Source organism: Microbulbifer aggregans, assembly GCF_020524005.1.
GTDB lineage: Bacteria > Pseudomonadota > Gammaproteobacteria > Pseudomonadales > Cellvibrionaceae > Microbulbifer > Microbulbifer aggregans_A.
In genome coordinates, this window is record NZ_JAIVKK010000012.1 from 90,833 (window position 1) to 105,527 (window position 14,695).

A 14,695-nucleotide genomic window follows, 5' to 3' on the forward strand; every position below is an offset into this window, starting at 1 on the left:
CATTACACAGACATGGCGCGCATGATGATCCGCTTTTTCAGCAGCGGGCTCGCATCCACCATGCTGAGGCCGGTGTTGCGCAACCAGCGCCAGTGCAGATCACCGGCGCCAAACAGGGATTTGAACGTACTCATGGCTTTCAAAGTTGCGGCATTCTCCCCTTTGCGGCGACGCTGATAGCGCGCCAGTACGGAAGCATGAGACGGGTTCAGATCGCGTTTGAGTGCGCGATCAACCTCTTCCGTCAATACACGCACATCCATAAATCCGAGGTTGACGCCCTGCCCCGCAAGCGGATGAATACTGTGCGCGGCATCGCCGATCAGCGCCGCGCCCGGCCCATAGTAGGCCTCGGCATGACGCGCTCGCAGCGCAAACGAGAAGCGCTCACTAACAAACTCCACCGTGCCAAGACGGCTTTCAAATGCCTTTTCCAGGTTCAGGGCAAATGCCTTGTCATCCAGCATCACCAGTTCCCGGGCCAGTTCGTCGTCGGCGGACCACACGACGGCACAGTGATTGTCATCGCCGAGGCCGGAGAGTGGCAGGAACGCCAGTGGCCCGGTGGACAGGAAGCGCTGCCACGCCGTGAACTGATGGGACTGTTCACAGCGCGCTACACAGACCAGAGCGGTCTGCTTGTACTCGACATCCCGGGTGCGGATACGCAACATATCCCGCACCCGTGAGCGCGCGCCATCGGCACCGATTAACAGCCGCGTGGTCAGCACTGGCGGCGCCTCATTCAGGCCGTCAATGGCATCGTGGTTCTGGTCGCGGGCCTGCAGGTGCCACAGACCGCAGTCACGCCACCAGCTTTCCAGTTTAAAACCGGTCACGAGATCGACATTGGGCAGCGCCTCAATACGCTCTCGCAATGCGGCCAGCACCACATTGTTCTCCACAATATGGCCGAGATTTGGCATCTGGACATCGCGGCAATCAAACCACACGGAACCGGTGCCTTCGGCGTCCCACACCCGCATCTGGGTATAGGGGCACTCGCGTTTGCCGGCAATCAGCTGCCAGGCCCCAACTTCTTCCAGCAGATCTCTGGAAGCTTCTGTCAGTGCGACCACACGGGCATCGTAAGCATCCGGCTTAACCTGCGGTTCGATCTCCGACGCCTCCAGCAGCGAAATTCGCAGCTGAGGGTGACGCACGGCCAGTAGAGCTGCTTGCGCCATGCCCACCATACCGCCGCCAACGATGGTGATATCCATCCGCTGTCTGTTCATAGGCCGTTGCTCTCCGGTTCTTATCCGATGCCGTATTTCAGTTAAATGCCCAGGCCCGCCGCCTGGCGCACGAAGCCAGATCGCAATGGGGGCGCCAGGGTCAATCCCATCAGCCCCGCCTGCCGCAGCCCCTGCGCAAACAGGTTGCGTGCCGCGAACAGGGGGGGCGTACGATCACTGAAACCAATCGTGAGTTGTTGATCAAGTTGACGTTCGCGCCAGTAAGCCTGCATTAAGTCTAGCTCTCCGGCGGAAAGTTGCCCGCTGGCAATCTCCGTCTGGTGCGCAGCCAGCGTTCGCGCCAGCCCATCGCAGTCCCTCAGGGTGAGATTGAACCCCTGCCCGGCTACCGGGTGCAGGAAGTGCGCACAATTGCCCACCAGCGCGATGCTGCGTCGCACCTGTTCGCGGGCGAGCGATAATTTGAGCGGGTAACCGTGCACCGTACCTGCCCGCAGGATACGCCCGGCCCGCCAGCCGAACGCCTTTTGCAGTTCGGCAATAAACTCGCGCTCTGGCAAACCCGTTACCCGGTCCGCATCAGCCTCCTCGCAGGTCCATACCAGCGCTGCGCGATGCACGCCGTCGCGTTTTGGCAGTGGCAGTAATGCCATTGGCCCGGTATCAGTAAAACGCTCGAAAGCAACGCCGCCGTGATCGCGCTGAAGACCAACAGTAGTGACCAGCGCGCGCTGCTGGTAATGCACTTCACTGGTTTCGATACCGAGGCTGTGACATAGCGGCGAACCAACGCCGTCGGCAATAACCAACAGCCCCGCCTGCAGCGGTTGTTCGCTCCCTTGGCCATCCTTCCAGCTCAGGCAGGCGCCCGCAGGATTCACCACAACCGCGGAGACATCCGCCGGTGCCAGGATCCGGGTCGCTGTGGCAGACAGTGCGCGATACAGGGCCGGGCCCAGTGCCGCGTTTTCGATGACCGCACCGAGCATGCCCTCAAAGCTGGCCCGCTGCTCGCGTCCGGCATCGAGGGATACGCCCAGTGAGTGGCCGCGATCCGACACCTCGACCCGGCGGATCGGCGCAGCAAAGTCGCGCACCTCGGACCACAATCCGAGCTGATCAAATACCTGCAGGCTTCCGGCGGCAATGGCCGTAGCGCGGGTATCAAAGCTCGGCAATTCAATAGCGCTGCCGGGCTCGCGCAATTCGTGTTTTTCCAGCAGTGCGACCTTCAACCCGGGACAGTGGTGTGACAACAACAGGGCCAGACAAGCCCCGGCCATACCACCGCCAACGATGGCTACATCTACAGTTTCCACATCAGAGCCTTCAGCGTTTACATCACAGCCTTTCGCGCTCACAACAGAGCCTCCTGAACCAGGTCACCTGCACGCATCAGGTGTTCAATATCAGCCACAGTTTTCGGCGCAGCTGACGACAATACCTGCGGGCCACCTTTTAGCAGCGCAACATCGTCTTCAATACGAATACCGATACCACGGAATTTCGCAGGCACCCGGTCGTCAGCCGCGGGAATATAAATGCCCGGTTCCACGGTCATCACCATGCCCGCTTCCAGCTGCCGCCACTGGCCATGCACCTTGTAGTCACCGACATCGTGTACATCCATACCCAGCCAGTGCCCGACCCGGTGCATATAGAAACGCCGGTATGCGCCTGACTCGATCAGTCCACTGAGATCCCCCTGCAGCAACCCGATATCCTTCAACCCTTCGGTGATCACCTCGACACTCGCCAGATGAGGCTGGTCCCAGTCATTCCCTGCCACGATGTTGTCGATAGCGGCCTGCTGGCCGGCAAGCACAATCTCGTAAACCGCTTTTTGCGCACCACTGAAACGGCCATTAACCGGATATGTACGCGTGATATCCGCCGCGTAACCACGGTACTCACAGCCCGCGTCCATCAACACCAGGTCACCACTTTTCAGCGGCGCACTGTTGCTGCAGTAGTGCATTACCAACGCGTTGTTGCCGCCACCCACAATGCTCGGGTAAGCGAGCTCGCGCGCTCCCGCCGCCATACAACTGTGCAGGAATTCAGCTTCCAGATGATATTCCGACAACCCCGGTTTACACGCAGCCATCGCGCGGCAGTGGCCCTGCGCACTGATTTCCGCGGCACGTGCCATCAGACGGATTTCTGCCGCACTCTTGAACAACCGCAGATCGTGCAGCAACGGATCCAGACTGACGATCTCCGGCGCTCCACTACTTCCCGGCGCGTTGGCAATTGCAGAGAGGTAACCCTGAAGGCGACGGTCCAGCTGCGGGAAACGCCCGGTGGTGTAATAAATGTAATACCGCCCTTCCATCAGGCCCGGCAGGATGTCATCCAGGTCGCCTATCGGGAAAGCGTCACACAGGCCACAGTTTTCCGCCGCCTGTTCCGGCCCCATACGCGGGCCATCCCACATTTCTTTTTCTGTATCCCGTTCGCGACAGAACAGCAGCGATTCCCCCTGCTGCCGGCCAGGCATCATGACCAACAGCGACTCGGGCTCCGCAAAACCTGTCAGATAACTGAAGTCACTGTCTTGCCGAAAGGGGAAATAGGTATCGCGGGAACGCAGTTGCTCCCGCGCCGAAGGCACGATGACCAGGCTGTTTTCCGGTAAAGCCTCGAGCAAGCGTTGCCGACGGCGTACATATTCCGCGCGGGAGATTGTCATCAGTGCACCGTGTGTCCGCCATCTGGCGATGCCGCGGTGTCACCGCCCGGGCCATTGCACTCTACAAAAATATTCAGCGCGGCCATCCGGACATACTCCTGAACTTCAAACAGCTGCGCTTCCTGCTCTTTGCTATTTTCCATCTGCTCGGCATCCAGCTGGGCAATTTCGGTGAGGTCTTTCAGTGCCTCACTACTGGTAGGCAGCAGGTCGCTAGCGTACTTACCAACGCCGAAACCGTGTAGGAACCCCTCACACCAGAGACACAGGCTCCGGCCTTTTTCCGCCAGCTCATCACTCTCTGACAGCAATGGCTGAAATGAAAAATCGCTACCTGAAAGCGCTTTCAGGCTATTATCGGCGAGCAGGACGGCATTCCGTTGGAGGTCGGCAGGAATCGCATCCAGGTCCAGGAACTCGACAAGTTCCTTCTGCCAGCGCGCTTTATCCGGGCGCGTGCCGCTGCTGAGCAGGCCGCAAATAAATCCGTGCAGTTCGCTGGGACCTATTTTTCCGCCGGCTGCCAGGATCTGGCTGGCGAGATCGTCAAACAGGCTATCCGCTGCAGCCATAATCTACTCCTAATGAATTCGAAACAGGCGGTCGAGACAAAACACTACAGACGTCTCAACCGGGGTGTGCTTACGTGCGATTTTTCCACAAACTGATACATTTGTGTCGAGCAACATCGCGCGGGGCAATTGACCCTCTAATACGCCAGCAATATAGTAGCGGAATCGCCCGGCGCTGACAGTCGTGGCACAGGTATAAGCTACCTCACCGCACATTTGTTGCACGATTGATTGAGAATGACTGATGGCCGGCGCAGCAAAACAAGGCACGCCGCCGCCCGCAGGTAGTCCCCGTTGCCGGCGACCCTGCCCGACATCAGCCGCAGGGGTTCGCGGCGAATCGAAAACGCAGGAATTATGGACAAAATACAGGCGTTGGAACTCAAGTTGGACACGCTGATCGACCAGGTTCAGCAGCTGGCCGCCGACAACCGCGCACTGCGTGAACAGCAGGGTCAGTGGCAACGCGAACGCCAACGGTTAATACAGAACAACGAAGCGGCCCGCAGCCGGGTTGAAACCATGATCAACCGCCTGAAAGGGCTGAACCAAGAAAACCAATGAGCAGCAAACCCCTGAATACCGCCACCGTGGCCGTGACCATACTCGACAAGGAGTATCGCGTTGCCTGTTCTGAAGAAGAGCAGACCGGCCTGCAGGCGTCCGCCAAGCTGCTTAATGAACGCATGGCCCGAATCCGTAACAGCGGATCGGTGATTGGCGGCGAGCGTATCGCCGTGATGGCCGCGCTCAATATTGCCCACGAACTGATTCAGGCCAAGGCCGAGCTTGCCCGGCAGCCCGTGGAAGAACAGATGATTGAACGCCTGCATGAAAAAGTGCAGGCCGCCCTGAGCAAATTTGACGAGTCCTGATTCTCTTCTCCCGCCCTGCCGCGGCATCGGCATTCCCTTGACATTAGCGCCCGGAGCAATTTTTCCGGGCAAAGCCATTTAGCCTTTTATAGCCCCAGGCGTTATACTTCGTATGCCCTGGAGTGTTGGCCAGTTGACTATGTCCTCGAGCCGATAATATCACCCTGGAGGTTTCCAGCGGGTGCTGGTGTGCAAGTCCGCCATGTAGCGGAAAGCCTAATGCATCGCGGGAACCACCACCTTGAGCCTTACGGTTCAAGGCTACGTCATCAGCCGCATCTCCCGGGGCTCTTTATCTTCCTTTCTGCGCGCACCTGACCGATGCCGGATTTCCACACCCAACCGATTGCTGGCGCGATGCCCAAAGCCCAGTTGCGCCGCCTGATGCGCACCGCGCGCCGCGCCCTGAACACCTACCAGCAACGCACCGCCAGCCGCCGTCTGTGCAACCGTTTGGCACTGAGTGCCGAACTGCAACAGGCGCAACATATCGGGATTTACTGGCCGATGGATGGTGAAGTGGATCTGCGACACCTGCTCGCGCGCTTTCCAGACAAGAAGTTCTACCTGCCGGTGCTGCCGCGGCGCCCGAGGCAACAGCTGGCTTTCCACCGCTGGTATGGTGAAGCGCTGTGTTTCCGCAACCGCTATGGAATTCCCGAGCCGCTTAGTGGCAAAACCCGCAGCCAGTTACGCGCACCACACTTCCTCGACGTGGTTCTGATGCCGCTGGTCGCGTTCGATCCGGAAGGCGGCCGCCTGGGCATGGGCGCAGGGCTCTATGACCGCACCTTTGCCTTCAAGCACCGTATGCCCGGCTGTGGCCCCAGACTGATTGGTACTGCACACCAGCTGCAATGCGTGGATAAACTGCCTGTGGATAACTGGGACATCCCCCTCGCCATGGTCGCCACCGACCAGCGGCTGTACCACTGCGATTAGCCATCACCAGCAAAAAGCCGCTACCCCAATACCAAAAAAGCCGAACCCTGAGGTTCGGCTTTTTTGGTATTTCTACGCGCGGGCTGCGGGGTTAACGAGTAACCACGCCCTGCTGAAGCGCCGCCGGAGCTTCTTCCTCGTCAGAGGAAAATACCTCTGTGAGGCCGGCACTACTCAGCAACACCCCCGCGACAAAGACAACTACAGCGAGTGTCAATGCATCGGGCTTCATGGGGACCATCCTGTAAATTTCGAATTTTTGTAGTTTTCGAATCTTTTGGTATCTGCCGACGATCTGCGCCGCCGGTCCGGAGCGTTAGACTGCACCTGAGCGAAAAGTTCTGGCCTCTTCGCAAAAGATTTGCAGCAACAGCAACCGGTTAAAAGATACTCGATCAGTGGCCAAATAGTAACCCGTCAAGTTTTTTATTTTGAGAGAAAGCTCACATTTCAGGAATTGCAAGTTCGACAGATCGCCCGCTGTGATCTACTCGCCGCAACCTCTGACAAGTGGCGCACCATTCTTGCGCCACGTTGGTGCGTGCATCAGTCCCAATCAGGCCCCACGGGCCAAAAAGAAGCGATAAGCCGGATTCTCGGTCTCATCCCAGAACGGATAGTGCAGCTGATCCAGCAGTGCCCTCAGTGCGGGCCGCTCGGCTTCCGCCACCTCCAGACCCACCAGTACCCGCCCGTAAGCGGCACCGTGGTTGCGGTAGTGGAACAGGGTGATATTCCAGCGCCCCGCCAGCTGCTCCAGGAAGTTGCGCAAAGCTCCCGGGCGCTCCGGGAACTCGAAGCGGTAGACGACTTCGTTCTCCACCCCCAGCGCACGGCCACCGACGAGGTGGCGGATATGCAGTTTCGCCATCTCATTGTCGGTGAGGTCCGTCACCTGGTAATCGAGCTCGGCCAGTTGTCGTACCAGTTGCTGACGATCGGCATCCGTCGTCACCTGCATACCGACAAAAATATGCGCCTCGCCGCCATTGCCGTCGCCACCGGCATAGCGGTAGTTGAATTCCGTAATGGAGCGGTCGCCCAGGTCGCGGCAAAACTGCAGGTAACTGCCCGGCTTCTCCGGGATTGTCACCGCCAGCACCGCCTCGCGCTTCTCGCCTATCTCGGTGCGTTCACTGATATAGCGCAGGCGGTCAAAATTGGTATTGGCGCCGCTGCACACAGTGGCAAGGGCCTGATTCTGGCAACCCGTCTCTTCGATATATTTCTTCAACCCCGCCAGCCCTACGGCGCCGGCCGGTTCGGCAATGGAGCGGGTGTCTTCGAAGATATCCTTGATCGCCGCGCAGATCTCATCGGTAGTCACCGTGATGACTCCATCGATGGTTTCGCGCAACACGCGGAAGGTTTCCTCACCAATCTGCGCCACCGCAACACCGTCGGCAAACAGGCCCACTTGCGGCAGGCGCTCCCGGTGGCCCGCATCCATGGCCGCTTTCAGGCAGGCGGCGTCTTCCGGTTCCACCGCGTACACCTTGATCCCGGGGCGAACATACTTGATATAAGCCGCCATACCGGCCGCGAGGCCACCACCGCCCACGGGAATAAACACCGCATCGAGGTTGCCCGGCTGCTGGCGTAGCAGTTCCATGGCCACAGTGCCCTGTCCCGCGATCACATCCGGGTCATCATAGGGATGCACAAACACCAGACCGCGCTCTTCCACCAACGCCTTCGCCCGCGTCGCGGCCTCGTCAAACGTGTCGCCATGCAGCACCACTTCCGCACCGCGCATGCGTACTGCATTAACCTTGATGGCAGGGGTAGTGGAAGGCATAACGATGGTGGCGCGAATACCCAGCTGCTGAGCGCCCATTGCCAGCCCCTGGGCATGATTGCCGGCCGAAGCCGCAATAACACCGCGCGCGCGCTGCTCCTGCGGCAATTGCAGCAGTTTGTTGTAGGCACCACGAATCTTGAAGGAGAACACCGCCTGCAGGTCTTCGCGCTTCAGTTGAATGCGGTTACCTGTGCGATGCGACAGCTGGCGCATCGGCTCCAGCGGGGTTTCGGTGGCGACATCGTAAATACGCGCGTCTAAAATGCGCTTGATATAGGACTTGGGCATGACAGAAATCGGCAGCCAATAGATTACTGAAAGCCAGCCAGTCTAATCTCTAGACAGCAGCAAAGCCACTTTAAAACCGTTTTTGCGCGAAAAAATATTCGAAAGATGATATTTCGATAGCAGAAATTGCACAAAAGGACGTAGAACCTCCCATGAACCAGGATCAACTCAAGCGCGATGTCGCCCGTGCCGCCGTGGAATACATCACCCCTATGCTGGAGGCCGAAACCATTGTCGGCGTCGGCACCGGCTCCACAGCCAACTTCTTCATCGACTTTTTGGCCGAGAAAAAAGGCCTGTTCGATGGTGCCGTAGCAAGCTCCGAAGCCTCTGCCGAGCGGCTCAAGTCCCACGGTATCCCGGTATACGATCTCAATGCCGTAGACAGCATCCGCGTGTACGTGGATGGTGCGGACGAAACCAACCCGCTGCTGGAGCTGATCAAGGGCGGCGGCGCTGCCCTCACCCGCGAGAAGATTGTCGCCGCCTGTTCCGACGAATTTGTGTGTATTGCCGATGAGAGCAAGTGGGTGAAGGTACTGGGTGATTTTCCGCTGCCTGTTGAAGTCATCCCCATGGCGCGTTCTTATGTGGCCCGTGAACTGGTGAAGCTGGGCGGCGATCCGGTTTACCGCGAAGGTGTACTGACCGACAACGGCAATGTGATTCTGGATGTGCACAATATGCAGATTGCCAAACCCATAGAGCTGGAAGCGGCCATCAACAACATCACCGGTGTGGTCACCAATGGCCTGTTTGCAGCGCGCCCGGCCGATATCCTGCTGCTGGGCACCGCCGATGGTGTTAAGACGATAAAATCCAAAGTGTGACGTAACCAGATCGAGACAGATGCTTTACAACAATAAAAAGTTCAAGCTTGCGCTGCTCGCCCTGCCCCTCCTGGCGGCGGGCTGCGCAACCACACCGCCCAGCAATACCGACGATCTCTGCGAAATATTCCGCGAGAAAGACGATTGGTATCACGACGCAGCCAAAGCCTCACGTAAATGGAACACCCCCATTGCCACGATGATGGCGACCCTGCATCAGGAATCCCGCTTCGTGCACGACGCCAAGCCGCCGCGCACCAAAATCCTGTGGATTTTCCCTGGCCCCCGCCCCTCCGATGCCTACGGGTATGCCCAGGCGCTGGGCACCACCTGGCGCGGCTACCAGCGCGCCACCAGCAGCTACGGCGCGGACCGCGATGACTTTGCCGACGCCATCGACTTCGTGGGCTGGTACCACAACACCAGCCAGCGCCAGTGCCGTATCAAGCCCAATGACACCTACCACCTGTACCTCGCCTACCATGAGGGGCAGGGAGGCTTTAACCGCCGTACGTACCGCAGCAAAAAATGGCTCCAGAACGTAGCGCACAAAGTTTCTGCGCGATCCCAGAGTTACCAGCGGCAACTCAATAGTTGCGAGGCGTCACTGAAAAAGCGCAAAAAGTTTCTCGGCCTGTTCTGAGAACCTGGTCAACGGGTTTGCAGTCTGGCGGCAAAAGGCGCAAGCAGAATCCAATAGCGTCTACCCTTTGCAGACAGCAGCTTTGCAGCCGCATTTCGACAAGGCTCTGTAGCCCTCACAAGACGCTGGGCGTGCGCCACGCACAGATGCGTTTTACCCGAACAATCGAGAGGTGCTCATGAAGCCAAACATTTTCTACAGCGCGGCCCTTGCACTGCTGCTCGGCGCTAGCGGTGCATTTGCCGAATCCGTCAGCCAGGCGCAGCTTGAAAAATTTGCCGATGCCTATCGTGCAATCGTGGATCTCAGCCGCGAATACGCCCCCAAACTGAAAAGCGCTGCCGATGCCGCTGCCGCAGAAGCGATCAACGTGGAAGCCCAGGCCAAAATGCTTTCCGCCGTTCAGGGCGCCGGCCTGAGCAAAGAAGAGTACCAGTCCATTGCCGAGCAGCTGCGCTCGGATCCGGAACTGCTGAAGCAGGTCAACAGTATCCTGCAGCGGGATGCCCCGGCCCAATAAGCCGGCCGTCCCACCCCCGCTTATGCTTCCTGCGGCGCCGGCACATTATCCGGCGCCAGCTCCAGCGCCTCGCATATACCGCTCAGGTGTTTGTATACCCACTCCCGATCAATAGACCCCCAGTCCTCCAGCGCGTAGTAGCCGTCGTTATTACGGACCCCTTCCTGGACAAAAATCACGCGGGTACCGTGCCCGGGCAAGCCCTTGGCAATGATGTCCTGTACAGTACGACGCGGCCAGCCAGTAACCTCCTCCAGCGCGGGGTTATTGGGTTTTGGCAGCTGCTCGATCAGGTAGGTGATTAGCAGCCGCCGGCAAATGGTGGGGTTCAAAGCAGTAGGTGTCTGACTCAAGTTTCACTCCCTTTTAGAGATACTACGGATACGCTTTCCCGCATTTTTAGCACGGATTGGTCACATCACACCAAGCCGCCGGTCACCCCCTCCCGGTGACACGGGACTTTTTATGCACCTTTTTGCATAATCCCGCAGGCCGATGAGAGTCAAAAAATTAGCCGGAAAGCGTGACCATGGAGACAGAAACTCAGCCAGGTATCAATATGGATACTGCCGCGAGTATCGGAGAGCCAGAAGAGCAACAGGCCCCCCATCCACAGAAGGGGATTCTGGCTGCCACTGTGCATGCACATCTTGTGGGCGCCCGCGCCGCTGGCATTGACTGCGAACAGCTGCTGCGCGATGCCGACATAGACCCGGCAAGCAGTGCCGAACCGGACGCGCGTGTTGGCCGCGAACAGGTCGCGCGCCTGCTGCGCAAACTGTGGGACCTGCTGGGTGACGAAACCGGTGGATACCTTGTTCGCCCCTGGCAACCCGGTACCTTTGCCATGATGGGGCATGCGGTGCTCGGCTGCCCCAATCTCCGCCGCGCCCTGCTCCGTTCCAGCCGCTTCGTCTGCATGGTGAGCGACGACCTGCACATCAAGCTGGTGGAAGATGGCGAAGAGGCGCGCTTGATCTTCCATCACGGCAACGCCAAACAGCTGCCGAACCAGAACTTCGTCGAATCCCTCGCGGTGATCTGGCTGCGCTTTTTCAGCTGGCTGATTGATCGCACCATTTTGCTGGAACGGGTACACCTCGCTTTCCCGCCGCCGGATTACGATGAGGAATACAACGATATGTTCCCCTGCCGGCACTATTTCCACCAGCAGGAGACCTGCCTGGTATTCAGCACCCGCTACCTGAACATGCCACTGGTGCGCGATGCTCAGCAGCTCTCCGAATTCCTCTCCCGCGCGCCGGAGTGCCTGTTGACCCAGTACAAGTCGGACAACAGCTTCACCGGTCGCATACGCCGTATGCTGCAGAGCGACAACAGTATCGAGAACCTGTCCCTCGATGATGTGGCCGAGCGCCTGTTCACGTCGCCGCAAACCCTGCGCCGGCGACTCAAAGACGAAGGCAATAGCTGGCAGGACATTAAGGATTCCGTGCGCCGCGATATGGCCATGTATCAGCTGAAGCAGCAGGAAACCGCAGTGGCGGAAATCGCCGAGCGACTCGGGTTCTCAGAACCCAGCGCGTTCAACCGCGCCTTCAAAAAGTGGACCGGGCTCGCACCCGGTGCCTACCGGGAAAAATTCCGGAATTAGCCATAAAAAAACCCGCGGCATGCCGCGGGTTTTTTCTTTTTCAGGGAGAGCAACCGTTACTCGCTGAAGCTGGTTACCTTCACCGCGATACGGCGGTTCTTCTGCTTACCCTCTTCCGTGGTGTTGTCCGCGATCGGGCTGGAAGATCCCATACCACTCGCGGTTACCCGGCTCGTATCGATTCCGGCATCCGTCAGCATCTTCATCACGGCCTGGGCCCGGGATTCAGACAGTTTCTGGTTGGCCGCCGCATCGCCTGAGGAGTCGGTATGACCTTCCAGCGCAATGGCGAGGCCAGGGAACTCCTGCATGATTTTGATCAGCGTCTGCACGTCCGGCAGAGATTCTGCATTGGGCATGCTGCCATCGGTGGGGAATTCGATGTGCAGGGCGAATTCACGGTTTGGATCCCGTTGCGCATTGGCCAGGTACTCACGGAATGCCGTTCCGAAATCCACCATGGCTTCATCGGTCGTCGGCGGAACCGGGGAAGTCCCCATGGGTTCCACTGGTCCGGTGTCCGGCGCGGTTTCCATGGGCTCGGTCGGGGTCTCGTCGACAATCACTTCTTCTTTCTGCTCGATTACCGCACCCGTTCCATCATCCAGCCGTTCTTTCTTGGCACACATGTTCAGTGCCCAAAGAACCCCCAGCGCAATTAACAGGGGCCACAGCCACTTTCCGATGCCGCCTTTGCGCGCCGGTGGCGGAGGAGCCGCCGCGTGTACCTTCTCGCGCGGTGTGGTTTCCACCACGGTGCGCTCGGCAAGTTCATCCAGATTGGCCACGCCGAGCTCTTTCAGGAAGCCCGGGGGCAATTTGTCACGAACATGCGCTTTCTGCCCCAGCAACAGCGCGGCAAGGCCACCCATATTGAGCCCCTTGCTCTTCACCAGCTTGCCGATCAAGGACATCACAACCGGTGCTGCAATACGCAGCAGGCTGCCACTTTTGGTACTGTTCAATCCCAGTGCGGAAGCCAGTACATTGATCGCGCCGTCGCGCTTGGTCCCAAGGATACCGTCAAGCAGGCTGCCACCGGTCTGTTGCAGGCTGGTCATCTTACCCGCGTCCGCGAAAATATCGGCCGGTGACGACAGGTCCAGGGACTTGCTCTCATTCACCAGATTCATCAACGCGCCAAGCCCGCTCTCACTGCCAGCTTTGTTCAGCATCGCGGCAATGACCGAGGCCGCGCTGGTCGTGAATGCGGGCTCGGCCTGGCCATCGGGTAACCCCAACGCCTTGCCCAGCGCACCCAGTCCTGAAGAACCCAAATGGCGAACCGCCATTTCCAATAGATTGTCAGCCATTTGTTTACCTCTTCGATTTCACCCAGCGGAAATACTCTTCTCAGTGTACGGCACCAAAAACAACCGATTAGGCCGTTTCAGAATAAGCGTTAGAACATAAAGCAGAATTTCTGATGGCAATGGAGAAAACCGGCGCAATTCGGCATTACAGCGCGCGCTACTTCGGCTAATTTAAGGGGGACTGATCATTCCCAAAAAAATAATCGGCACAGCATATGATTCCAAGAACCGTCTACAGCCAGGAACACGAACAATTTCGCGACAGCGTACGCAAATTCCTTGAGGCCGAAGCCGCGCCCTACCATCACCAGTGGGAAAAGGAGGGGCAGGTCGACCGCGAACTGTGGCGCAAAGCCGGCGCTATGGGCTTTCTCTGCCCACAAGTCCCCGAAGCCTACGGCGGCCTCGAGCTGGATTTCGGCTACAACGCTATCGTCGATGAAGAAATCTCACGACAGGGACTCACCGGTATCGGTTGGGGGCTGCACTCGGACATCGCCGTGCCCTACATCGTCAATTACGGTACCGAAGAACAGAAACAGAAATACCTGCCCGGCTGTATCAGTGGTGATATCGTCACCGCCATTGCCATGACCGAACCCGGCGCCGGATCAGACTTGCAGGGCGTGCGTACCAGCGCCATCAAAGACGGCGATCACTATGTATTGAATGGTTCCAAAACCTTCATCACCAACGGCCAGCATGCGGACCTGGTCGTGGTCGTCGCCAAAACCAATCCCGGCGAGGGCGCTGCCGGTGTCAGCCTGCTGCTGGTAGAAGCCGATTCTCCAGGGTTCAAAAAAGGTACAAATCTGGAAAAGGTGGGCATGAAAGCCCAGGACACCTCCGAACTGTTTTTCGACGATGTAAAAGTACCGGAGCAAAACCTGCTCGGTGGCGAGGGCCAGGGTTTTATCTATTTAATGCAGGAATTGCCACAGGAGCGCCTCAGTGTCGCGGTCAACGCTATCGCCAACTGCGAGGCCGCCATCGGCTGGACCATTGAATACGTCAAGGACCGCAAGGCGTTTGGCAAACCCATTGCCGCCTTCCAGAACACCCAGTTCAAACTCGCGGAGCTGGACAGCGAACTTACCGCGCTGCGGGTATTCATCGACCGCTGCCTGGAATTGCATTACGACAAAAAACTCGATGTATCCACCGCAGCCAAGGCCAAGCTGCTGGCCACCGACTTCCAGTGCAAGTTACTCGACGAATGTATGCAGCTGCACGGCGGCTTCGGCTACATGTGGGAATATCCCATCGCCCGCGCCTGGGCCGACGCACGCGTGCAGCGTATTTACGCCGGCACCAATGAAATCATGAAACTGATCATCTCGCGAGGCCTGTTGAAAGACTCCTGATCCGATCAGAAGCGCGATACGTATAGCCCGGTAGCACCCAT

16 protein-coding genes and 1 other RNA gene are annotated in these 14,695 nt (G+C 58.4%); 9 read left to right on the forward strand and 8 right to left on the reverse strand.

Translation table 11 applies throughout. The features are described 5' to 3' along the window. Positions 1–2 precede the first annotated feature (2 nt). From LC093_RS18295 to LC093_RS18310, 4 genes are read right to left on the reverse strand one after another with little or no spacing between them, the layout of a single operon-like run. Positions 3–1,238, reverse strand: a complete 1,236-nt coding sequence (locus LC093_RS18295) for a UbiH/UbiF/VisC/COQ6 family ubiquinone biosynthesis hydroxylase (RefSeq protein WP_226668254.1) — start codon at positions 1,236–1,238, stop codon at positions 3–5. Between the two features lie 41 nt (positions 1,239–1,279). Then, a complete protein-coding gene (locus tag LC093_RS18300; RefSeq protein WP_226668257.1) occupies positions 1,280–2,560 on the reverse strand; it encodes an FAD-dependent monooxygenase in 1,281 nt (426 codons plus the stop codon). Next, positions 2,557–3,891, reverse strand: coding sequence for an aminopeptidase P N-terminal domain-containing protein (locus tag LC093_RS18305; RefSeq protein ID WP_226668261.1), 1,335 nt, complete (start codon positions 3,889–3,891; stop codon positions 2,557–2,559). The genes LC093_RS18300 and LC093_RS18305 overlap by 4 nt, the downstream gene beginning before the upstream one ends. Beyond that, complete coding sequence (locus tag LC093_RS18310; protein WP_226668263.1) at positions 3,891–4,463, reverse strand: UPF0149 family protein; 573 nt, start codon at positions 4,461–4,463, stop codon at positions 3,891–3,893. Before LC093_RS18310 ends, LC093_RS18305 begins: the two co-directional genes overlap by 1 nt. Before the next feature lie 357 nt (positions 4,464–4,820). Here LC093_RS18310 and LC093_RS18315 point away from each other — a divergent pair, with 357 nt between their 5' ends. From LC093_RS18315 to LC093_RS18330, 4 genes are all read left to right on the forward strand, one after another. Then, positions 4,821–5,027 carry a TIGR02449 family protein gene (locus LC093_RS18315; RefSeq protein ID WP_226668265.1) on the forward strand — a complete coding sequence of 69 codons (207 nt, stop codon included), beginning with the start codon at positions 4,821–4,823 and terminating at the stop codon, positions 5,025–5,027. Next, positions 5,024–5,338: a cell division protein ZapA gene (locus tag LC093_RS18320; protein ID WP_226668266.1), complete on the forward strand. Its 315-nt coding sequence runs from the start codon at positions 5,024–5,026 to the stop codon at positions 5,336–5,338. Before LC093_RS18315 ends, LC093_RS18320 begins: the two co-directional genes overlap by 4 nt. 111 nt (positions 5,339–5,449) lie before the next feature. After that, positions 5,450–5,631, forward strand: a non-coding RNA gene (ssrS, locus tag LC093_RS18325) — 6S RNA. A gap of 28 nt (positions 5,632–5,659) precedes the next feature. Then, positions 5,660–6,280 carry a 5-formyltetrahydrofolate cyclo-ligase gene (locus tag LC093_RS18330; protein ID WP_226668267.1) on the forward strand — a complete coding sequence of 207 codons (621 nt, stop codon included), beginning with the start codon at positions 5,660–5,662 and terminating at the stop codon, positions 6,278–6,280. Positions 6,281–6,371: 91 nt separating this feature from the next. Here the strand turns inward: LC093_RS18330 and LC093_RS18335 are convergent, their stop codons facing one another. Further along, positions 6,372–6,512 (reverse strand): hypothetical protein, encoded by a 141-nt coding sequence (locus LC093_RS18335; protein ID WP_226668268.1) that lies wholly within the window; start codon positions 6,510–6,512, stop codon positions 6,372–6,374. A gap of 324 nt (positions 6,513–6,836) precedes the next feature. After that, positions 6,837–8,369, reverse strand: a complete 1,533-nt coding sequence (ilvA, locus tag LC093_RS18340) for a threonine ammonia-lyase, biosynthetic (protein WP_226668270.1) — start codon at positions 8,367–8,369, stop codon at positions 6,837–6,839. Between the two features lie 152 nt (positions 8,370–8,521). Between ilvA and rpiA the strand changes: the two genes are divergently transcribed. The 3 genes from rpiA to LC093_RS18355 all read left to right on the forward strand — a co-directional run bounded on the left by rpiA (position 8,522) and on the right by LC093_RS18355 (position 10,362). Further along, positions 8,522–9,199 (forward strand): ribose-5-phosphate isomerase RpiA, encoded by a 678-nt coding sequence (gene rpiA, locus LC093_RS18345; RefSeq protein WP_226668272.1) that lies wholly within the window; start codon positions 8,522–8,524, stop codon positions 9,197–9,199. 19 nt (positions 9,200–9,218) lie between these two features. Then, positions 9,219–9,842, forward strand: coding sequence for a hypothetical protein (locus tag LC093_RS18350; RefSeq protein ID WP_226668274.1), 624 nt, complete (start codon positions 9,219–9,221; stop codon positions 9,840–9,842). Between the two features lie 178 nt (positions 9,843–10,020). Beyond that, a complete protein-coding gene (locus tag LC093_RS18355; RefSeq protein ID WP_226668275.1) occupies positions 10,021–10,362 on the forward strand; it encodes a DUF4168 domain-containing protein in 342 nt (113 codons plus the stop codon). Positions 10,363–10,382: 20 nt separating this feature from the next. On the opposite strand, the gene LC093_RS18360 is transcribed toward LC093_RS18355, so the two are convergent. Beyond that, positions 10,383–10,715, reverse strand: coding sequence for a helix-turn-helix domain-containing protein (locus tag LC093_RS18360; RefSeq protein WP_226668279.1), 333 nt, complete (start codon positions 10,713–10,715; stop codon positions 10,383–10,385). Between the two features lie 176 nt (positions 10,716–10,891). On the opposite strand from LC093_RS18360, the gene LC093_RS18365 reads away from it, so the two are divergent. Then, positions 10,892–11,977, forward strand: coding sequence for an AraC family transcriptional regulator (locus LC093_RS18365; protein ID WP_226668284.1), 1,086 nt, complete (start codon positions 10,892–10,894; stop codon positions 11,975–11,977). Between the two features lie 56 nt (positions 11,978–12,033). Here LC093_RS18365 and LC093_RS18370 read toward each other — a convergent pair whose 3' ends face one another. Continuing rightward, positions 12,034–13,290, reverse strand: a complete 1,257-nt coding sequence (locus LC093_RS18370; protein WP_226668286.1) for an OmpA family protein — start codon at positions 13,288–13,290, stop codon at positions 12,034–12,036. Positions 13,291–13,505: 215 nt separating this feature from the next. Here LC093_RS18370 and LC093_RS18375 point away from each other — a divergent pair, with 215 nt between their 5' ends. Continuing rightward, positions 13,506–14,654, forward strand: a complete 1,149-nt coding sequence (locus tag LC093_RS18375; RefSeq protein WP_226668291.1) for an acyl-CoA dehydrogenase family protein — start codon at positions 13,506–13,508, stop codon at positions 14,652–14,654. Positions 14,655–14,695 lie beyond the last annotated feature (41 nt).